At 55.4% G+C, this 21,169-nt stretch carries 20 protein-coding genes; 4 read left to right on the top strand and 16 right to left on the bottom strand.

The window, feature by feature from the left end; translation table 11 throughout:
- Positions 1-196: 196 nt before the first annotated feature.
- The 6 genes from ttdB to mdh all read right to left on the bottom strand — a co-directional run bounded on the left by ttdB (position 197) and on the right by mdh (position 5,577).
- Positions 197-814, bottom strand: a complete 618-nt coding sequence (gene ttdB, locus CWM61_RS27200) for a L(+)-tartrate dehydratase subunit beta (protein ID WP_074387435.1) — start codon at positions 812-814, stop codon at positions 197-199.
- Positions 814-1,713, bottom strand: a complete 900-nt coding sequence (gene ttdA, locus CWM61_RS27195) for a L(+)-tartrate dehydratase subunit alpha (protein WP_012540456.1) — start codon at positions 1,711-1,713, stop codon at positions 814-816. The genes ttdB and ttdA overlap by 1 nt, the downstream gene beginning before the upstream one ends.
- Before the next feature lie 32 nt (positions 1,714-1,745).
- Positions 1,746-3,014 carry an SLC13 family permease gene (locus CWM61_RS27190; protein ID WP_012967161.1) on the bottom strand — a complete coding sequence of 423 codons (1,269 nt, stop codon included), beginning with the start codon at positions 3,012-3,014 and terminating at the stop codon, positions 1,746-1,748.
- 211 nt (positions 3,015-3,225) lie between these two features.
- Positions 3,226-3,891: a GntR family transcriptional regulator gene (locus tag CWM61_RS27185; RefSeq protein WP_100632211.1), complete on the bottom strand. Its 666-nt coding sequence runs from the start codon at positions 3,889-3,891 to the stop codon at positions 3,226-3,228.
- Complete coding sequence (locus tag CWM61_RS27180; protein WP_100632210.1) at positions 3,878-4,507, bottom strand: GntR family transcriptional regulator; 630 nt, start codon at positions 4,505-4,507, stop codon at positions 3,878-3,880. The genes CWM61_RS27185 and CWM61_RS27180 overlap by 14 nt, the downstream gene beginning before the upstream one ends.
- A 131-nt stretch (positions 4,508-4,638) precedes the next feature.
- On the bottom strand, positions 4,639-5,577 hold the full coding sequence (mdh, locus tag CWM61_RS27175; protein ID WP_061153167.1) for a malate dehydrogenase: 939 nt from the start codon (positions 5,575-5,577) through the stop codon (positions 4,639-4,641).
- A 414-nt stretch (positions 5,578-5,991) separates the two neighbouring features.
- Between mdh and argR the strand changes: the two genes are divergently transcribed.
- The 3 genes from argR to yhcN-B all read left to right on the top strand — a co-directional run bounded on the left by argR (position 5,992) and on the right by yhcN-B (position 7,464).
- A complete protein-coding gene (argR, locus tag CWM61_RS27170; protein ID WP_002918625.1) occupies positions 5,992-6,462 on the top strand; it encodes a transcriptional regulator ArgR in 471 nt (156 codons plus the stop codon).
- A 373-nt stretch (positions 6,463-6,835) separates the two neighbouring features.
- Positions 6,836-7,099, top strand: coding sequence for a peroxide/acid stress response protein YhcN (gene yhcN / locus CWM61_RS27165; RefSeq protein ID WP_008806679.1), 264 nt, complete (start codon positions 6,836-6,838; stop codon positions 7,097-7,099).
- A 98-nt stretch (positions 7,100-7,197) separates the two neighbouring features.
- Positions 7,198-7,464 (top strand): DUF1471 family stress response protein YhcN-B, encoded by a 267-nt coding sequence (gene yhcN-B, locus CWM61_RS27160; RefSeq protein WP_008806680.1) that lies wholly within the window; start codon positions 7,198-7,200, stop codon positions 7,462-7,464.
- 192 nt (positions 7,465-7,656) lie between these two features.
- On the opposite strand, the gene CWM61_RS27155 is transcribed toward yhcN-B, so the two are convergent.
- From CWM61_RS27155 to aaeX, 4 genes are all read right to left on the bottom strand, one after another.
- Positions 7,657-7,932, bottom strand: coding sequence for a barstar family protein (locus CWM61_RS27155; RefSeq protein ID WP_061153164.1), 276 nt, complete (start codon positions 7,930-7,932; stop codon positions 7,657-7,659).
- A 79-nt stretch (positions 7,933-8,011) separates the two neighbouring features.
- Positions 8,012-9,979 carry a p-hydroxybenzoic acid efflux pump subunit AaeB gene (gene aaeB / locus CWM61_RS27150; RefSeq protein WP_100632209.1) on the bottom strand — a complete coding sequence of 656 codons (1,968 nt, stop codon included), beginning with the start codon at positions 9,977-9,979 and terminating at the stop codon, positions 8,012-8,014.
- 5 nt (positions 9,980-9,984) lie between these two features.
- Positions 9,985-10,917 carry a p-hydroxybenzoic acid efflux pump subunit AaeA gene (gene aaeA / locus CWM61_RS27145; RefSeq protein WP_074387432.1) on the bottom strand — a complete coding sequence of 311 codons (933 nt, stop codon included), beginning with the start codon at positions 10,915-10,917 and terminating at the stop codon, positions 9,985-9,987.
- A gap of 7 nt (positions 10,918-10,924) precedes the next feature.
- Positions 10,925-11,128 (bottom strand): p-hydroxybenzoic acid efflux pump operon protein AaeX, encoded by a 204-nt coding sequence (gene aaeX, locus CWM61_RS27140; RefSeq protein WP_002918640.1) that lies wholly within the window; start codon positions 11,126-11,128, stop codon positions 10,925-10,927.
- 131 nt (positions 11,129-11,259) lie between these two features.
- Between aaeX and aaeR the strand changes: the two genes are divergently transcribed.
- Positions 11,260-12,189, top strand: a complete 930-nt coding sequence (gene aaeR, locus CWM61_RS27135) for an HTH-type transcriptional activator AaeR (RefSeq protein WP_074387431.1) — start codon at positions 11,260-11,262, stop codon at positions 12,187-12,189.
- Between the two features lie 35 nt (positions 12,190-12,224).
- Here the strand turns inward: aaeR and tldD are convergent, their stop codons facing one another.
- From tldD to mreC, 6 genes are all read right to left on the bottom strand, one after another.
- Positions 12,225-13,670 (bottom strand): metalloprotease TldD, encoded by a 1,446-nt coding sequence (gene tldD, locus CWM61_RS27130; protein ID WP_100632208.1) that lies wholly within the window; start codon positions 13,668-13,670, stop codon positions 12,225-12,227.
- Positions 13,671-13,758: 88 nt separating this feature from the next.
- Positions 13,759-17,556: an AsmA2 domain-containing protein YhdP gene (yhdP, locus tag CWM61_RS27125; protein WP_100632207.1), complete on the bottom strand. Its 3,798-nt coding sequence runs from the start codon at positions 17,554-17,556 to the stop codon at positions 13,759-13,761.
- Between the two features lie 37 nt (positions 17,557-17,593).
- Positions 17,594-19,063 (bottom strand): ribonuclease G, encoded by a 1,470-nt coding sequence (gene rng, locus CWM61_RS27120; RefSeq protein WP_008806687.1) that lies wholly within the window; start codon positions 19,061-19,063, stop codon positions 17,594-17,596.
- Between the two features lie 2 nt (positions 19,064-19,065).
- Complete coding sequence (locus CWM61_RS27115; protein WP_008806688.1) at positions 19,066-19,647, bottom strand: Maf family protein; 582 nt, start codon at positions 19,645-19,647, stop codon at positions 19,066-19,068.
- A gap of 7 nt (positions 19,648-19,654) precedes the next feature.
- Complete coding sequence (mreD, locus tag CWM61_RS27110) at positions 19,655-20,143, bottom strand: rod shape-determining protein MreD (RefSeq protein WP_008806689.1); 489 nt, start codon at positions 20,141-20,143, stop codon at positions 19,655-19,657.
- Positions 20,143-21,135, bottom strand: coding sequence for a rod shape-determining protein MreC (mreC, locus tag CWM61_RS27105; protein ID WP_008806690.1), 993 nt, complete (start codon positions 21,133-21,135; stop codon positions 20,143-20,145). The genes mreD and mreC overlap by 1 nt, the downstream gene beginning before the upstream one ends.
- Positions 21,136-21,169: the final 34 nt, after the last annotated feature.

Here is a 21,169-nt window from a genome sequence, read left to right as displayed (position 1 = left end):
TGCCGAGAAACATCAGGGTGAAGCCTTCGCCCAGGAGGACGGCATTGTCAGTCATAAAATAGCCTTTGGGAGGGGCGCAATAATGGCTAACGGCAGACCGCGTTAGCCGAGTGGATTTCCCCGGACCGCCTGGTCAGAAGCCTCTGTTTAACGGTCAGCTACCGCTGCCATTACTGCGCTATATATTCAATCGGGGTTATTTAATGAAGCTCACATGTTTGCAGATTTCATCGGCGACAATGTCTTTGCGCTGATTAAAGATCACTTTATTCTGCTCAAACAGGTTATTGCCGTGGGTATCGATTGAGACAATTAACGGCCCGAACTCTTTCACCCGACAGACCCATAAAGTTTCCGGCATCCCTAAATCACGCCACTGCGCATCTTCGATTTCTTCGACGCAGACCGCGGCGACAACCGCGCAGCCGGCCGGAAACACGCAGTGCAAGGCTTTATGCTCGGCGCAGCCCTCTTCGGTCCCCTTACCCATACCGCCTTTGCCGACAATTAATTTCACGCCAGTTCTGGCAATAAACTCTTTTTCAAACTTCTCCATGCGCATACTGGTCGTCGGCCCAACGGAGACCATTTCAAATTTATCTTCCGAACCTTTAATCGGCCGCACAATTGGCCCGGCGTGTAATATCGCGCCGCCAGCAACGTTGACCGGTAATTCACGACCGCCCTCAATTAAACGGCGATGGGCAACATCGCGACAGGTCACAATATGGCCATTGAGATAAATAATATCGCCCGCTTTAATATCAGCTAAATCTTCATCTTTAATGGGCGTAGTGAGTATTTTTTTAGTCATCAGAAAGCCACTCCTGTGTGAGACGTAATGGTGTAGTTCAGGTCTTTATCGAAAACGATATGTCCTTTGCGGTGCGACCAGCAGCCGACGTTGACCGCCACGCCAATGGTGGAAGGATGGCGTGCGGTATTTTCGATATTGACGCCCATCACGGAGGTATTGCCGGACATCCCCTGCGGGCCAAGGCCGATTTTGTTGATGCCGTCTTCGAGCATTTTTTCCAGCGATGCCGCGCGTTCGTTATCATTGTGCGAGCCAATCGGGCGCATCAGCGCTTTCTTCGACAGCAGCGCCGCGGTTTCCACTGACGTTGCCACCCCAACGCCAACCAGCAATGGCGGACAGGCGTTCAGGCCATAGCTGGTCATCACATCCAGCACGAAACGGGTTACGCCTTCGTAACCAGCGCCCGGCATCAGCACCATCGCTTTACCCGGCAGCGAGCAGCCGCCGCCCGCCATATAGGTGTAGATGCTGCACTGGTCAGAATCCGGGACGATCTCCCAGAAAACGGTGGGCGTCCCTTTGCCGACGTTTTTACCGGTGTTGTATTCATCAAAGGTCTCGACGCTGTTATGGCGCAGCGGGGAGTCGACGGTGGCTTTGATCACCGATTCGCGCAGCAGCGCTTCCAGTTCGCCGATCAGCGGGAAGTTGGCGCCGCACTCCACCAGAAACTGGATCACGCCGGTATCCTGGCAGGAGGGACGATCCAGCTCTTTCGCCAGACGCTGGTTTTCAATCATGGTGGTAAAGATGACGTCCGCCAATTGGCTGGTCTCTTTCTTATGCAACTCTTTTAGTTTTGCTGTGACGTCATCAGGCAATACTTTGCCGGTATATCCCACAAATCTGGCCATGATGTCGGTCATGCGGGATATCTGTTCACTCTTGCTCATAAAGGCTCCTTAGTCAGAACAGCGTCCGTAAATTACGGATGAAAAGGGAAAAGGATTGGCAGCAGGATCAGGCTGACAATGGTGGAAACGATAATCAGAGGGATGCCGGATTTGGCGTAATCGACGAACTTATAGCCCCCGGCCGACAGCACCATCATATTGGCGGGCATACCGATCGGCGTCGCATAGGCGCAGGAGCTGCCAATAACGGTCGCCATCAGCACCGCACGCGGATCGGCGCCCATACCGGCGGCAATCGACAGGCTCACCGGCACCAACAGCGCGACGGTGGCGGTATTGGACATAAAGTTGGTCATCACCACGGAGAGGGCAAAGACCACCACCAGCAGCATAAACGGTGAGGAGTTGTTGCCCAGCAGGCCAATAACCTGGTCAGCCACCAGCTTGCCCGCCCCGGTCATTTCCAGCGCCTTTGCCAGCGCCAGGGTGCCGCCGAAGATAAAAATAGTCTGTGAATCAATGGCCTTGTAAGCTTGCTTTTCCGTCAGCACCCCGGTAACCACCAGCACCAGGGCACCGATACAGCCGGCCACCGCCAGGCTAATGCCGGTCTGTTTTTCGAAAATCATGCCGAGGATCGTGGCGATCAACACCACCAGGGACAGGATCTGCTTCCAGCGTGGAACGTGGCTGTAATCCCGCTGTTCACCGACGCTGCCCACTTCCCCGCTGTTTGGATTATTAGGCAAAAACTTATAGCCGATGGTCAGGAAATAGAGGATGCCGCAGACCAGCATCGGTAGACCCACTTTCGCATACTCAAAGAAACCGAAGCCGCTGCCGATGTTCTGCAAGGCCGATTGCGCGATCAGGTTGCCCGGGGCGCCAATCAGCGACAGGTTGCCGCCCAGCGCGGCAGCAAACACCAGCGGCATCAGCAGACGCGAGCGGGAAAATCCCGATTTGGCGGCCACGCCAATGACGACCGGGATTAATACGGCTGCCGTACCGGTATTGGAGAGAAAACCTGACATTACGCCGACGACTACCATAATGGTGAAGATCAGCTGTTTCTCCGTTTTGGCGAAGTGAGTGATCACCCCACCGACTTTATTGGCCATCCCGGTCTCAAATAACGCCCCGCCAACGATAAACATGGCGACGAAAAGAATGACATTGCTGTCGATAAAACCGGCAAAGGCCTGCTTCAGATCCAATACGCCAGTAACCACTAACGCCACGCAAACCACCATGGAAGTCACTGCCAGCGGCACCTTCTCCCACACGAACATGACGATAGCGAACACCAGCAAACATAGGGTGATGGTAATCGGTTCCATACTTATAATTTTTCCTATCAATGATATATGATATTGTATCCAATATTGACGAGGGAGAAATTATGCCCATGTAAAAAGTAAGTCAATGCGTTTTTGTGGAATGATCGCGCAATGAGATCTGCATCAAGATCCTGCGCAGATCGTCACGTGAAGGAATTAATAACGTTGATAAATATAATAAACGCCAGCCATTCGCTGGCGATCGATCCGGTCAGGGATCAGGATCGGGCAGGTATCGGGTGAGCATATTCTCCATTGAGCGGATAATATGTTCATGCATTCGCTGGCGGGCCAGCGCTTCGTTATGCTGCTCAAGCGCTTGTAAGATCGCTTTATGTTCACGGATGGAAATGACGGCGTACTCTTCTTCAGTCACCTTGTGCCCCATCGACAGTCCGTTCCACATGTTGCAGAGCAGCATCTTCATTTTTTCATTTCCCGCCGCGTTCCAGATCTCCATGTGGAAGGCCTGATTCAGGTCGGAATATTCAGCAGAATTATTGTCTGCCAACGCCTTCTCTGCGGCATAATGAACCTGAGCGATGCGTGAAATATCTGTCCCTGGACGAGAAGCTTTCGCCACCGCTTCACTTTCCAGTACGGCGCGAATTTCGTAATGCTCGCGGATAGTCTGCTCATTAATCCCCAGCACCACCGCACCTTTATTCGGCCGCACTTGAATCAGGCCATCGGCGGCTAAAATTTGAAACGCTTCACGTACCGGCATGCTGGAGACGCCAACCATTCTGGCAATCCCTTCAAGGGTAATTTCCTGCCCTTCCACTAAATCCCGCGAAAGGATCGCTTTACGCAAAACTGCCGCAACCTGCTCCTTCGCAGAAAGAAGCTTAATTTTCCCTAATTTAGGCTTCTGCACTTTCCCAATCCTTCATATGTTGACGCATTATCTCCGCAAGCATAAGGAAATAACGCTGTGTTGCCTGAGCAATTTTTTCGCCTTCACCACGGCCAATAGCGCTCGCCAGTTCGCTCAGGATCAGCGCCGACTCCTGGCCATCCTCTTTCAGGTACAGAATGACATAGGAAATATAACCATCCAAAAATTGCTGATACGCCTTTGCCAGATAGCGGTTATCAAGATAGGAAATCAGCAACTGATGAAACGCCAGTTCACCAGCGTTATCGCCAGCACGCGCCAGCGCCTGCGCGCGTGCGCGAAGTAATTCCCCCTGATTTGCCGGCACGAGGGCAAACAGTTCCGCAGCCATCACCGCGATAACGCGAAAAATATGGCTCACATCCTCGACGGCCAGCGTAGAGACCTGCATATGTCGGTTAGGCAAGCGCACCAGAAATCCTTCCTGTTCAAGGGACTGTAGCGCTTCCCTAACCGGCATACGTGAAAGTCCCAACTGTTCCGCGATGTTCTCCTGGGTCAGTTCCTCCCCGGGTTTCATAGCGCCGGAGAGGATCTGATAACGAATCATCTGCGCGATTTGGTCCCGGGTCTGTTTTCTTTCGATCTTTTTCACGCTGTCCTCATGGCTGGTGGCTTAAAACGCGGGGGATTTTAGCAGATTTGCCCGACCGCTGGCGCATTGGGGCGAAAAGTGAGGCAATAAAAAGCCGGAACAACGGTTCCGGCTTTTTTGCACGTGCGAGGTTACTTGTTGACGAAGTCTTCGCCGAGCGCGATATCTTTCTTCAGGGTGTCCAGCATGCCTTCCAGCGCCTGCTGCTCAAAGGCGCTGAGTTTGCCGATAGACTGACGCTCTTCCACGCCGTTTTTCCCCAGCAGCAGCGGCTGGGAGAAGAAACGCGCATAGTGGCCGTCGCCTTCCACGTAGGCGCACTCCACCACACCTTTTTCGCCCTGCATCGCGCGAACCAGAGAGAGACCAAAGCGCGCAGCCGCCTGACCCATCGACAATGTCGCCGACCCGCCGCCCGCTTTCGCTTCCACGACTTCGGTACCGGCGTTTTGAATGCGTTTAGTCAGATCAGCCACTTCCTGCTCGCTGAAGCTGACGCCCGGGATCTGCGACAATAATGGCAGAATGGTGACGCCGGAGTGACCACCGATGACCGGAACTTCCACCTCAGTTGCCGATTTACCTTTCAGCTCAGCGACAAAGGTATTGGAGCGGATAATGTCCAGCGTGGTGACGCCGAACAGCTTGTTTTTATCGTACACGCCGGCTTTTTTCAGCACTTCGGCGGCGATAGCCACGGTGGTGTTCACCGGGTTGGTGATAACACCGATGCAGGCCTGCGGGCAGGTTTTGGCAATCTGCTGCACCAGGTTCTTAACGATGCCGGCATTCACATTAAACAGGTCGGAACGATCCATGCCGGGCTTACGCGCTACGCCCGCGGAGATCAGCACCACATCAGCGCCTTCCAGCGCCGGGGTAGCATCTTCACCGGAAAATCCTTTAATTTTTACATCTGTGGGGATATGACTTAGATCTACCGCCACGCCCGGCGTAACCGGAGCGATGTCGTACAACGAGAGCTCTGAACCTGAAGGCAGTTGGGTCTTAAGTAGTAGGGCAAGCGCCTGGCCGATACCACCGGCGGCGCCAAGGACTGCAACTTTCATCCTAAACTCCTTATTATGGTTAATTTAGTCTTTCGTTATTCCGTCGCCTGGACCTTAATTCACAAGATGAACAATTACAATGATTATGGCTGAAGAATGCATTATTGTGCGTAGCAATAGAACAGCGGCGCACTTTATGCTTCCTGACTGACCATCCAGCAAAGCGAAGTACCGGATCGACTGTTGGTTACAATACACCCAGCCAGTTGCGCAAAACAACACCAACTCAATAACATTTCATTTACTTTTACATGGCTTTAAGCGTTGTGATGTGAACATGTTCCTTATATGGTTTTTTTGCTAAAATATGCCCCCTTCATAACATTATTGACCTATCCCGTTGCGGATTATTTGCATAAAAATTCACGGTTATGCATAATGATGTTGTTTTTACCACCATAATCTGGGTGACTTATGCGAAGTTCGGCAAAACAAGAAGAACTGGTTAAAGCGTTTAAAGCGCTGCTTAAAGAAGAGAAATTCAGCTCGCAGGGAGAGATCGTCCAGGCGCTGCAGGAAGAAGGCTTCGAGAATATCAACCAATCGAAGGTTTCCCGCATGCTCACCAAATTTGGCGCGGTTCGTACCCGTAACGCCAAAATGGAAATGGTCTATTGCCTGCCTGCTGAGCTTGGCGTGCCGACCACCTCCAGCCCGCTGAAAAATCTGGTGCTGGATATCGACTATAACGATGCCGTCGTGGTGATTCACACCAGCCCCGGCGCGGCGCAGCTGATTGCCCGTCTTCTCGACTCGCTGGGCAAGGCGGAAGGTATTCTCGGCAGCATCGCCGGGGATGACACCATCTTCACCACCCCTGCGCGCGGCTTTACGGTGAAAGATCTGCACGACGCCATCCTGGTCCTGTTCGAACAGGAACTCTGAGTATTCCCCTCTGGCAATCGTCAGAGGGCGACTCCCCTTTCTTTCTCTCTCACGCCCCTCAATCCAACAATTATTTAACATTTTGTGTGATTTAACGCGTCTATACGTTCTTTTACTTAAGGGAAACGCCTAAAACGCACAAAAGATCAAATTCGCATACCTTTATGATTTTATTAGAAATAAATCTTATCACTGCGGATAAGTTGTCATTTTTAATTCTTATAGGTTATAAAAAGCGCAATTCATTGTAACTATTAACGCGCAAAACAATTAGCATGGTATTAATATTTTTGGTGATTAGTGTATACTTGGTTTTGTGATGAGGGTCACGAAACAAAGACCCTCAACAAAAAGATTCGACGAGGTGAACATCATGAAAATCAAAACCACTGTAGCAGCACTCAGCATCCTGTCCGTCGTGTCGTTTGGCGCTTTTGCCGCTGACGTTATCAACAGCGAGCAAGCCCAGGGCCGCGAGGCCATCGGCACAGTTTCCGTCGGCGCGGTAGCCTCTTCCCCGATGGATATGCATGAAATGCTGAACAAGAAAGCGCAGGAAGAAGGGGCTTCTTCTTATCGCATTATCGAAGCCCGCACTGGCGACCACTGGCATGCCACCGCTGAGCTTTATAAATAAGTTGTAGTTCGTCAACGACTAACCCGACACAGATTCTCTACCGCGGCCTGGGCGCATACATCCCCCGCCGCGGCAAAACAAAGACTGGAGTAAAGATTATGAAACGCGCAATGATCATCGCATCCCTTGGCCTGGCTTCCGTTCTCTCTTTCGGCGCAAGCGCGGCCGTTCAACAAGTCAACGCTGAGCAAGCACAAAATCTGCAGTCCATGGGCACCATCTCCGTATCCCAGGTTGGCAGTGCGCCAATGGACATGCGTCAGGAGCTGGCCGCTAAAGCCGAGAAAGAAGGCGCCAGCAGCTACCGTATTATTGAAGCACGTACCGGCGATAGCTGGCACGCCACCGCTGAGCTGTACAAATAAACCCTCGTCGTCTTATTTCGACGACTTGCCCCCGCCTGCCGGGGGCTTTTTTTTGGTTCATCGCCAGACCCGTCCGGAACAGCGATTTCTAAATGCGCTCCCCTGATTCAGGAACACGTCCGTCACGGCCAGCGAGGCGCGCAACCTCTGGTGGGAAGCCTTCACCCATATTCAACAGATTAGAGATGAACGTTAGCCATGCCGGGCGTTAAAGCGCAACTCCCCCTCCAGCTCTTCCTCTGCTTCATCAAATAATAAAATCAGTGCGCCGAAGCGCCGACGCTGCATGTCATTTAAATGAATAAACTCAATATCCAGCGGCAATGGCAGCAGCCCACCAGTCACCGCATCCCACAGTGAATCCAGGTTGTTGACCTTATCCTGAGCCAGCTCAAAGGTTCGGGAAAACTCCCGGTAGAAATCCTGTTGTTCGGCGATTTCGTCAAAATCAAACGTATAGGTGGTCATGGCAGCCCCTCCCGCTTCTCTTCCTGTCGCCGTTAAGTATAGCGATAAAAAAACCGACGCCTGGGCGTCGGTTTAGGGGTTAACTGCTGGTCAGCACATGCTGGTACTTGTGCAACATCTCAACCAGCCGCCGCACGGGCTCGGTCACCTGCGGCGAAGCTTCCCAGACCCGCAACTTCTCCTGATAGACATCAAGCTCAGCCAGCAGCTGGATAAAGTAGCGCCGACGCTTATCATCACTCCCGGCGGAGATCACATGATCTGCGGTACGTCGCAGCTGTCGATGGAAGGCCGACAGATCGTCGTTCACCGGCACGGGCGCATCGCGCAGGCGCTGATGGGCAATAATCAACGTCAACGCCAGACGGAAGCGGGCGACATCGCCGGGGAACTTGTTGAGCAATAAAAACAACTGCTGATAGAGCGCGGGCAGATGATTCTCTTTGCGACGCGCCGAGTTCGTTGTCAGTGAGGAGACCGCCGCAGAGACAAACTGGTTCAACAGCACCCGACCGGTTCTGGCCCGTGAGTTATCTCTGACGAGCAGAATCACCATCAGGGCAAGGAAACAGCCGACGATCTGCCCCAGCGCACTGTCAAGAAACTGACTGAACTGAAACTGCATCGGGTTATCCAGCACCAGAATGTTGATGGTGCTCGCCAGCGCCCCCAGCGATCCGAGACGCCTTTTCTGCACTTCGATACCGATAAAGAACGCCATCGCCGCCAGGCTGATACAGAGCAGCAGCATACTCTGCTGCGTCGCCGGCATGATCACCAGGAAGTACAAGGTACCCAGCGGTAACGCCGCCAGGGTGCCGTAGAGGAAGTCCATCGCCACCATTCGGGGGTTAGGCAGGCGCATCGCCAGCGCGGTAACGACGGCAATCATCACCATCGCGCCGCTGCCAGAGGTCCAGCCCGTCCACAGCCAGAACAACGTCCCGAGGATACAGGAGACAGAGGTGCGCCAAAAGTTCACCATCGCATGGTGGCGCTCGGCAGACTCCACTTTGACCACCGCTTCGCCGCGCAGCACACCATCTTCAATGCGACTGATTTTGGTGTTGCCCACCACGCCGCGCTTGAGCAATAAGTAACGCGTGGCTGCGCCCACCCAGCTGTAGATGGTGACGGGTGTATTATGCTCGCCTTTCCAGGTCAGGAAACGGCGCATACGCTTCAGCTGCTGGTGGACATCCTGCACTGTCTCAACCGGCTCAGCAAACAGCTCACGGTAGTCATCCGTCACCATTTCCGGGCGCGAGTTTTGAATCAGGTAGGTTTCGCACGCTTGGGTGATAAGCGTTAACGAGAGGGTATTGATCGCCTTCAGACGCTGATTCGCCTTCGCCCAGCGTGAGGATTCCATGATCAGATTACTGCGCATACCTTCCAGCGCCGTGGTGCGACGCACCAGCGCGCCCCACGCCTGATCCACTTCCTCTTTTTCGCCGTGGGCGACGCATAACTGCATCAGCTTATATTGAGCAATCAGCAGGTTATCCAGTTCAAGGTCGATCTCTTTTTTAATCGAACGTGGAGAGAACAGCAGGTCGGCGACGATAGCGCTGACAATACCGATGACAATTTCGCTACAGCGTTCGACCGCAAACTGCGGCGCCAGCATCGGATTGGTATGGATGGTAATAATGATAATCAGCGCGGTGTACCCGGCCAGCCCCCAGGCATAAGAGTTTTCGACCTTAACCAGCGACGAAATCCAGGTACAAAACCCGGCCCACAGGCAGCAGACCAGCATCATCAGCAGAGGCGCGCGGATCATCAGGATGATGATAACCAGCGCCGCAATACAGCCAATAAAGGTCCCGGCAATGCGCAACATCCCGCGATAGCGGATCGCGCCAGAGTAAGGTTCACCGCCGGCAGCAAAAGCCGGCCCGGCGGCGACGATCGCTGCCGTCAGTACCGCCCAGCGCGGCGTTTCGAGCTGAAAATGGAAACCGACAAACAGCGCCAGCACCACCGCGCATGCAAGCTTAATGGCAAAGCGGAGATGCCGGGGAGCAATGGTATATGTCCCCATAGCGATTAACCGAATTCGCGCAGGCGCATAGCCAGTTTCTGGAAGAAGTTGGCCCGGCTGGTATCGCGGTCTTCTTTACCGGTGATCACCACCGTCGCCGTGGTGCCCGATGGCCACAGATTGCCCTGCTGCTGGTCGAGGCGAATACGCACCGGCACACGCTGCGCCAGACGCACCCACTCAAGGTTGGAGTCGACCGAGGCCATCCCTTTCGCGTCGCTGCTGCTGCTGGCGTTGGTCACCCCTGCAGCGATACTGTCCACTGTCCCTTTAATGGTTTTACTGCTGCCAAGTGGGGTAATCTCCGCACGGTAGCCAGGGCGGACGCCTTCCAGCTTGGTCTCTTCCAGATAGGCCATGACGTAAAACGTATTCTCTTTCACCAGCGCCACCGCCGTGGAGCCACGGGTAATAAACTCCCCGGTATAGACGTTAAGGTTGGTCACCCAGCCATCCGCAGGGGCGCGAATTTCTGTGCGCTCGAGGTCCAGCCTGGCCAGATCGCGGCTGGCTACCGCTTTCGCCAGCTGATGCTCAACGGTTTGCAGCACGTTGTTCGCCTGGTCTATCTCTTCCCGCGACATCGCCTGTATGCCCAGCTTATTACGCCGACCCGCTTCAACGCGCTTCTCCTGCGCTAAGGTCTGGTAGTAGGCAACATCGGCTTCCGCCTCCGCCAGCGCTTTTTGGTAACGAGGTTGGTCAATAACGAACAATACCTGGTCTTTCTTAACCAGTTGGTTATCCTTGACGTTGACTTGGGAAATCAGCCCGGAGACGTCAGGGGCAATCGCCACAATGTCAGCGCTAAAGCGCGCATCCCGCGTCCACGGCGAAGCGGTGTAGTAGACCCAGGCGCGGAAAATCGCCACGAAGGCCAAAATGACCAGTATCACGGTAATAGCGGTACGGAGGATATTTCTTGTTAGTGTTTTCACATCAACCTCAAACGAACAAGCGCGATATCAAATAAAAAAGGCAGCAATATAGCGCCGTATTAAACAGTGCAGGGTGCCAGACAAAATCGTAAATGCCGGTCGGAACCAGCAGTCGGTGCACCAGCCAAAAGATGGCCAGCGACAAAAGCAACTCGAAGAAGATCGGCGGAAACGATAAGCCGAAAATCACGATGACAGGAAACAGACTCATGATGACCTTGAATAAGAAGCGTACAGGTAGTGAGCAGATGCGTTTATTATGTAGCTAACAATATATTAACGTAACGATTGCCGCATTATCTACAATGTGTGATCTAAATCACTTTTAAGCCAGAGTGAATAATGGAACGATTAAAACGCATGTCCGTTTTCGCCAAAGTGGTCGAATTAGGTTCATTCACCGCGGCGGCCCGCCAGCTTCAGATGAGCGTTTCTTCGATCAGTCAGACCGTCGCCAAACTGGAAGATGAGCTGCAGGTAAAGCTGCTCAACCGCAGCACCCGCAGCCTTGGTTTAACTGAAGCAGGTAAAATCTATTACCAGGGCTGCCGTAGGATGCTGTTTGAAGCGCAGGATGTCCATGAGCAATTATACGCATTTAATAACACCCCCATCGGGACGCTGCGCATTGGTTGCTCTTCAACTATGGCACAAAATGTTCTGGCGCGCATAACGGCGGAAATGCTGAAAGAATACCCCGGACTCTCCGTCAATCTGGTCACCGGCATACCGGCCCCGGACCTGATCGCCGACGGCCTTGACGTGGTGATCCGTGTGGGCGCCCTGCAGGATTCCAGCCTTTTTTCCCGCCGCCTGGGCTCAATGCCGATGGTATTATGCGCCGCCAAAAGCTATCTGGCGCAGGCAGGCAATCCGGAGAAACCGGCCGATTTCGCCAGCCATTCATGGCTGGAATATAGCGTACGTCCGGATAACGAATTTGAAATTATCGCCCCGGAAGGGATCTCAACCCGCCTGATCCCGCAGGGGCGCTTTGTGACCAACGATCCCATGACGCTGATACGCTGGCTGACAGCCGGGGTGGGTATCGCTTATGTACCATTGATGTGGGCGATCGAAGAGATCAACCGCGGCGAGCTTGAGATCCTGCTGCCCAGCTACCAGTCCGATCCGCGGCCGGTCTACGCGCTGTATACGGAAAAGGATAAACTGCCGCTGAAAGTGCAGGTCTGTATCAACTATCTGACGGAATATTTTGTCGACGTGGCGAAGATCTATCAGGGCATGCACGGGCGCGGGATCGCCCGGTGAAGCGGTTCCCGGCGGCGCCGGGAACCAGGTCAGGATCAGGCAGTACCGCCGACGGTAAGATTATCGACCTTCAGGGTCGGCTGGCCGACGCCCACCGGCACGCTCTGGCCTTCTTTGCCGCAAACGCCAACGCCGTTATCCAGCCGCAGGTCATTCCCTACCATCGAAATCTGCTGCATGGTTTCAATCCCGGAGCCGATCAGCGTGGCCCCTTTCACCGCCTTCGTGACCTTGCCTTTTTCGATCAGATAGGCCTCGGAGGTAGAGAAGACAAACTTACCGGAGGTGATATCCACCTGCCCGCCGCCAAAGTTAGGCGCGAAGATACCGTAGTCGACCGACTCGATAATCTCCTGCGGCGTCGACTGGCCCGCCAGCATATAGGTGTTGGTCATACGCGGCATCGGCAGATGGGCATACGACTCGCGACGGCCGTTACCGGTCGGCGCGACGCCCATCAGACGCGCATTGAGCTTATCCTGCATATAGCCTTTCAGGATGCCGTTTTCGATCAGCACGTTATATTGCCCCGGCGTGCCTTCGTCATCGATGGCGACCGACCCACGACGATCGACGATGGTGCCGTCATCCACCACGGTGCACAGCTCAGAGGCAACTAATTCCCCCATATGGCCGCTAAAGACCGAGGTGCCGCGACGGTTGAAATCACCTTCCAGCCCATGGCCGACCGCTTCGTGCAGCAGGACGCCAGGCCAGCCGGCGCCGAGCACCACCGGCAGCATCCCCGCCGGGGCGGCGACTGCCGAAAGGTTCACCAGCGCCATGCGCACGGCTTCTTTCGCCCAGGCATCAGCCCGCACGTCGCCCTCCTGGGAGGCGAGGAAATAGTCATAGCCAAAGCGTCCACCGCCGCCGCTGCTGCCGCGCTCACGCTTGCCATCCTCTTCCACCAGCACGCTGACCGAAAGGCGCACCAGCGGGCGAACGTCCGCGGCGAGGGTGCCGTCGGTGGCGGCCACCAGAATCAGCTCATAAACGCCGCTCAGGCTGGCCGACACTTCCTGCACGCGCTTGTCCGCCGCCCGGGCGACTTTGTCCACCCGACGCAGAATATCCAGCTTCTCTTCCCGACTCATACTCTGCAGCGGGTCGATGCTGGTGTACAAAGGGCTGTACTCAACGACTCCCAGGGTCTGTACTTTGCCATTACCGGTATCACGCACAATCGTCCGCGCTGCCTGGGCACTCTGCTCCAGCGCCAGCTTGCTAATCTGGTCCGCGTAGGCAAAGCCCGTTTTTTCGCCGCTGACGGCGCGCACGCCTACGCCCTGGTCAATGTTGTACGACCCATCTTTAATGATGCTGTCTTCCAGAACCCAGGATTCGTGATAGCTCGACTGAAAATAGAGATCGCCGTAATCGAGGCGGCGCTCGGTCAGTTGACCAAGAATGGCAAACAGATCCTGATGATTCAGGCCATTTGCCGACAGTAATTGTTCACTTACCAGGTTCAGACTCATCGTTATGCTACTCGTTTGTTGCCGCCTGACAGGCGGAAATACAGAAGGCGATCTATTGAGATTGCGGCAATTCCCGGCAATCGTCAAATCATTGCTTTTTGTTGCTGCGCGCCTGGCGCAGCACTTCATTGATCTGCGGCTGGTCAATTGGGCCGGTAATGCGATAGCGCAGAATCGAGACTTTGTTCCACAGCGGGCCCAGCACCTTGCTGGCGGCAAACACCGCCGCGCCGACGATAGGGTTGACGGCAAAAGCCGCCGCCACGCCGACGGTCGCAGAGATCTCCGGCGCCACAACCGCCTGCAGATCCAGCTGGCGACGCACCAAATCGACCGAACCTTTCATGGCAATATCCGCTTCCAGACCATCCACCAGCGTATCGTCGGTATGCAGCACACCATCCTTGATCCACGCCGTGCTGTTAATCGAGTCAAAGTAAAAACCCTCGCTGAAGGTATCGCTAAAGTCGAAACGCAGCTTACGCAGCAGGGCGTCGACGCTCAGCAAACGCAGCAACTGGCCAGCGTGTCCGGTACTCAGGTCGGTAAACTGTCCCTTGCCGAGGTGGCTTTTAATGATCCCATTGAGCGATGCGACATCGGGCGACCAGGGCGGCGCGCGCCAGTGGAGATCATAGTCGATGTCAAACGGCGAATCCTTCACCGGGGTGGAAACGCCGAAGAAACTGGCAAACTCATCCGTTTTATTGCCATGCAGTTTGCCTTTCAGCGACGTGCGTACACCGGTCGGCGCGCTGACCCAGACGCCATCGGTCGTCAGTCGGCCAAACCCGGTATCCACCAGACCATTGGAGAGCGTTAAGGTATCGCCCTTAATCGCCACATCGCCGTCGATACGGCCATATTTTTGCCCCCACAGCCAGCATTCCGCACAGCGCAGCTGAAGATCGGGCCATCCATGGAAATCCAGCCGCGTCTCTGCCTGCGGGGCAGCGTTCTCCGCACCGGTCTGACTGTTGGCGCTGGTCGGGTTGAAATAGAGATAACGCACATTCGCCAGCCAGGGCGCATTGTCGCGCATCGTCAGGGTGGCGTTGATTTCACGCCCCTGCGCCTCGACCTGCGAGCCGCCGGCGACCGGCTGCGACATCAGACTGACGTTGTTCCACTGTTGACCGGCAAGCGCCAGCGACGGCGTACGCAGCACAATGCGCTGGGGAAAGAGTATGGTGCTGCTGACTTCATTCGCCGCCCCGTTTTGAAAGAGCGCCAGCCATTGAGCGCCATCCATCGGTGGCAAATTGAGTTCAACCCCAGGCTGGTCAGGCAGCGGAGAGAGCCCCTTGCTGTCCGAAGTAAGGATTGCCCGATCCAACGTCAGCTTATGGTTCAGCAACCAGCGGCTGTTGATATGATTCTTCGCGCCGACGGAGCCGGTCAGGTCGAAGCTGCTCAAACCGCCGGCGACGTTAATTTTGACCGGCATCGGCTCTCCAGCGGGCTTATTGACCGGCGAAGGTAAGTGACTGCTCACATTCTTGAGGTCGCCGTTGATATCAACCTTATAGCTGGCGTTACCATGGTACGGCAGTTCGATAGCGACCTTGCCCTCCCACGGCACGCTGCCGCTCAGCGACTCGTTGACGGCTTTTGGCAGCAACCCGGTATGCGATGGCTGCCAGTTGGCGTTCATCCCGACGTCCACCAGAAACGCTTTTTCGCCCTCCCGGGTGGAAAAATTGAGATTCAGCGGCTGATGAAACCAGGTCGCGCTCAACGTTTCGCTATTGAGATCGCCATTCACGAAGCTGAAATTCCCGCTCAGGTTTTGCAGAGTGGTGTCTAACGGCTTGATAAACAGACTGTTATTCTGCAGACGCACATCGCCTTTCGCGGTGGTCATTTCGCCATCTAAAGGGATGTTAAGATGTAAGCGAGCGCTCACATCCCCGTCCAGCTGCAGGGAATCCAGCGCCGCTCCCAGGGTCTCTTTCAGCGGCGTGGTGTTGAAATAAGGTCCCACTTCTTTGCCCGGACCTTTGATATCGGCATCAATCAGCAGCTTTTCAGCGGCATAATCCGGGATCGCGGCATCGAGATTGCTGGCGGTGACATTGCCGAGCATCGCTTTATCCGCCCGCATCCACAGCCCGTTATTAATAAAGTTGAGATCGATGTTCAGCCCGGTCAGCGCCGGCCAGTCCGGCTGGAAGGCAAAAGTGGCATTCTTCAGCGGGACATAAACCTGGAACTGCCCTTCATTGTGCGGGTAAGGGAAAAGATGCGGATTGCCGCCATACACCAGCGTCGCATCGCGAGCCTGTCCGGCTTTAATCGCGCCGCTGAGATAGTCCACCAGCGCCTTGCCCATCAGGTTTTCCGGGAAGTAGCGCCATGCCTGGCCGCCGTCATTGGTGCTGATGCCCGCCAGAATGCCCAGCCAGGGATCATCTCCCTGCGGTTGCAGATAGCGGAAGCCGCCGCGGGCGCGGACACCCGTCGCCTGCACGTCAATATCGCGGCCATCAAGCATAAACCCTTTGTCGTTTTTCACCCAGCTGAGGGTGGCTTCGCCAGCGGCGATCTCCAGCGGGGCGCGGAAAACACCGGTATAAGGCATCAGCGCCTGCGTCATGCGGGCGCGCAGTTCCCCGTGCTCAACGCTGCCATTCAGACTGCCGGAAAAGTGTTCCGCTCCCGGCAGGAGTTTCCACTGCTTCCATGCCAGATCGCTCCACTGCGCCTGAAAGCGCGTTTTCTCCGTCGCCTGCAGGGGAATATCGAGCGCCAGCAGGTTGATTTTGCCGCTGGGCTGCGTGGTGCGCCAGAGCTCGCCCAGGGAAGGCGCCAGCTTATCGGCGAAGGGCTGTAATCCGCTGAGGCCGCTGAGGGTTAAGTTGCTGGCACGAATGCGTAATTCATCGCTACGCTGATGGTCGTCGCCACCGACGTCCTGCGCCGGGATCCAGGCCATCGCCAGCGCGCCGCTTGGCCAGGGTTTATCGTCGATAGCGATCCGCGTATCGGGAATGTAGAAGCCCCAGCTCTGCTTGTCATGGGAGAGATGCGCCGTCAGGTTATCCACTGACAGGTGATGCACCTCGTCATCCCCCTGCCAGCTGGCGCCCCCTTTTTTCAGCCATACGTCACCGCTGGCCACATCGCCTTTTTCAATGGTCATCCAACCTTCAAGGCTGAAGCGGGCGCTCTTCAGAGCGATATTGTCCTGCATCCAGCGGCCGAGCCACGGTTTGACGTCAATATCGTCAGCCTGTAGCCAGACTCGCCCTTTATTCAGCAGGCCATCCTCATCGCGGAGATCCATCCGCACCTGCATCACGCCATGCTGGCCGGTGAGACTGGAGAGGCTAAGCTGCCCCTCGGCGCGGTGACGGTTCCTGCCGTTAAGCCAGGTCAGCTGCGGGACTGCCAGCTCCGCCCGCTGACCGGAAATGGTCAGGAAGCTCAGATGGCTGTCGCGCAGGGTAAAGTGGTCGAACTGACGTAAAAAGAGATCGCTGATGCGGTCGGTTTTCAGGCTTTCGCCGCCGTCATTGGTCTGAATAGGGGTGTTGGTATGAACCTGCAGCTGCCAGAAGGTAAGATCGCGGAACTGCCAGCGCATATGCAGCAAACTCTGCCAGACGTCCAGCGCCAGGGTCACGCGCTTCACCGCCATTTTGCCGCCGTCTTTCAGACCGACCTGAATATCACGAACATCTAACGTCGGACCAAAATTTTGCCAGCTGGCCGTGATCTGCGAGGCATCCACCGGCGTGCCGGTAAGCGCGGAGATCTTCTCCAGCAGCTGCGGACGCCAGGCGTCGAGCTGCGGCAACACGAGACGCAAGCCACTCACCAGCAGCGCGACGATAACAATCAATGTTGCCACGGTGAGCAATAAAATCCCGGGCAGTCGCCTCACGCCTCTCTCCTTGTCAGCCGCACAATGACGCGGTGTCTTACATCATAACCACATCGAACTGCTCTTGATTATAGAGCGGCTCAATTTGTACCTTGACCTGCTTACCGACAAAGATTTCCACTTCCGCCAGCGCGTGCGACTCTTCCCCTTTCAGGGTTTCCGCCACCGCAGGGGAAGCATAGACCAGGAAGCGATCGGAATCATAAGCATGATGTACGCGGACGATCTCACGCATAATCTCATAGCATACCGTTTCAACCGACTTTACCGTTCCGCGTCCGTGGCAGGTCGGGCACTCGTTGCACAGCACATGCTCCACGCTTTCACGCGTGCGCTTGCGGGTCATCTCCACCAGTCCCAGCTGCGAGAAGCCATTGATGCTGGTTTTCACCCGATCTTTACTCAGCGCCTGCTCTAAGGAGTGCAGTACCCGTCGACGATGGTCTTCATTGTTCATGTCAATGAAATCAATGATGATAATGCCGCCGAGGTTACGCAAACGTAGCTGGCGGGCTATCGCCTGGGTAGCTTCGATATTGGTATTGAAGATAGTATCGTCAAGATTCCGGTGCCCGACAAACGCCCCGGTATTGATATCAATGGTAGTCATCGCCTCGGTCTGATCGATGATCAGGTAGCCCCCGGACTTCAGCTCAACCTTACGCTCCAGCGCGCGCTGAATTTCGTTCTCCACGTCAAAGAGATCGAAAATTGGCTGGCGGCCGCTGTAGTGTTCCAGCTTGCTGGTCATTTCCGGGATATATTCAGCGGTGAACTCAAGCAACGCCTCGTAGGTCAGGCGAGAGTCGACGCGAATACGGTCGAGATGCGCATCGGCAAAATCACGCAGCACGCGCTGAGCCAGGGCCAGCTCACCGTACAGCTGATAACGGGTCTGGTTGCGCTTTTTGCGCTCCATCACCTTAGTCCAGACGCGCTTCAGATAGGCGGCATCGGCGGCCATTTCCTGCTCGTGAACCCCTTCCGCAGCGGTGCGAATGATAAATCCGCCCTGCTCGTCGCAGTAGTCTGCGACAACCTTTTTCAACCGCTCACGCTCGGCTTCGCTTTCAATGCGTTGGGATACTCCCACATGGGAGGCGCCTGGCATAAACACCAGATAACGGGAAGGCAGGGTGATATCCGTGGTCAGACGCGCGCCTTTGGTGCCCAGCGGATCTTTGACCACCTGGACCATCAGGTCCTGGCCCTGGCGCACCAGCTCCGAAATATCGCGTACGGTAAACTGCTTTTGCTCCTCACCGGCGACACATTCGGTATGCGGCATGATATCGGAGGCGTGGAGGAACGCCGCCTTATCGAGACCAATATCTACAAAAGCCGCCTGCATTCCCGGCAGCACTCGGCTAACACGACCTTTGTAGATATTGCCTACTATTCCGCGTCGCGCTTCACGCTCAATATGGATTTCCTGCAGAATACCGCCATCGATATACGCGACGCGCGTTTCGGATGGCGTTACGTTAACTAATAATTCAGCCGTCATCTTTATCCCTTTTCTTTACGCAGTGAGTTAAAGTTACTGAGCAACTCATACGTTTCCACCAGCGGTAAGCCGACTACGGCGTGATAGCTGCCATTAATCTTCCTGACGAAGCAACCACCCAACCCTTGAATACCGTATGCACCTGCTTTATCTAAAGGCTCGCCGCTGGCCACATATTCGGCGATATCCTGCTCGCTAAGCAGCCGGAAGGTCACGTCCGTGACCACCAGACAGTCCAGCGTCTGCTGCGTATCTGCCAGCGCCACCGCCGTCATTACCTGATGCGTTTGGCCGGAAAGCAGACGCAGCATTGCTGCAGCGTGTTCAGCGTCGCGCGGTTTCTCCAGCACTTCGCCGTTAAGAATGACAATCGTATCCGCCCCCAGCACCGGCAAATCGCGCGATGCCATCGCCACTCCGGCCTGCGCTTTTTCGCGCGCCAGGCGGACAACATAATGCTCGGCGCTCTCCTGCGGCTGGCGCTGTTCCTCGATACCAGGAACCAGACGTTCGAAAGTGAGACCAAGCTGAGTCAGCAGTTCCTGCCGACGCGGGGAACCAGAAGCAAGATACAGAGTTGTCATATCAACCTTATTGCACTGCAAATTGCTGACGCACTTTGCGCATCAGCAGGAAGAGCCATGGCCAGAGGACACCATTTACTACACTACTCCAGAATACTTCTGGACGGAAAGAGACGTTGATCACTAAAAACTCTGCCCAGAAAACAATGATATCCACGGCCAGGGATAACAGCATCACCACCAGCGCCTGTTGCCACAGCGCCAGGTTACGGAACAGCTGATACTTCAGCGCGACCAGATAGGCGATGATGCTTAAGGACAGCGCGCGAACGCCCAGCGTCGAGCCGCTAATGAGATCAAGAATAGCCCCCATCACGAAGCCCGTCCCTACGTTCACCCGATGCGGCAGGGCGAGGATCCAGTACAGCAGGATCAATAATACCCAGTTGGGCCGGAAAACGCTGATGTCCGCCGGCCAGGGCATAATTTGCAGCAATAGCGCGATAAGAAACGAGAGCCAGATAACCCAGCGTCCCTGGCTACGGTAACTTGCCACTATTGCCCCCCTGCAGGCAGAGACGGCTGCGATGGCGTCAGCCCGGTGGCTGGCGCTGGCATCTGCGGCCCCATCGCATCCGGCGCAGGCAGCACCTGCGGCATCATCTGCATCAGGCGTTCGTTAGCCACACGATGGACCTCTTCCGGGGTCATCGGGTTGGCGCCATTGCGATCGGCGCCCCACAGCAACAACAGATAACGCAAGCGTTGCAGACCGGCCGTCGGACGTGCCTGAATCACGGTGTAGGCACGCTGAGTGTCCAGCTTCACTGAGGAGACCACGCCAACCGGATACCCTTCCGGGAAGCGGCCGCCGAGACCAGAGGTCACCAGCACATCACCGACGCGAATATCGGTATTCGCCGGCAGATGTTCAAGCTGGAGATCGTCGGTACAGCCGTTACCGGCGGCAATCACGCGAATGTCGTTACGCAGGACCTGGATCGGCAGCGCATGGGTGGCATCACAGATCAGCAGCACCCGGCTGGTCATTTTCGCCACCGCTACCACCTGCCCCACCACGCCTTTATCGCTGATAACCGGCTGGCCTTCGTAAACGCCGTTCACGCTGCCCTTATCGATAACGACCTGATCGCTGTAGGGATCGTTAACCGTTGAGATGACCTGCGTCACCATTTTTTGTTCGTCCTGGCGCAGCGGCGAGCCAAGCAGTTCCCGCAGACGCGCGTTCTCCTGCTTGTACTGGCCCAGCATCAGCAGATCGCTGTTTTTCAGCAACAGCTCCTGACGCAGCGCGCGATTTTCCAGTTCGAGCTGATCGCGGGTCGCCAGCGTTTGCGATACGCTGTCGAGCAGTTCCCGGGGACCATTAGAGACAAAGTAGAAAGGGCTGACGGCTGTATCCATGTACGTTCTGATTTGACTGAACGTACCCAGGCGGCTGTCGGCGATAATTACGCCAAGCGCCACCAGCACCGCCAGAATAAGGCGAATCTGTAGCGAGGGGCCACGGCTAAAAATTGGCTTCATAGGCTATGCGTATTCTCGTGTCAGTAAAGACCAG

The organism is Klebsiella sp. K-Nf6, from assembly GCF_002806655.1.
Taxonomy (GTDB): Bacteria; Pseudomonadota; Gammaproteobacteria; order Enterobacterales; family Enterobacteriaceae; genus Klebsiella; species Klebsiella variicola.
This window is presented reverse-complemented; position numbering and strand designations above follow the sequence as displayed.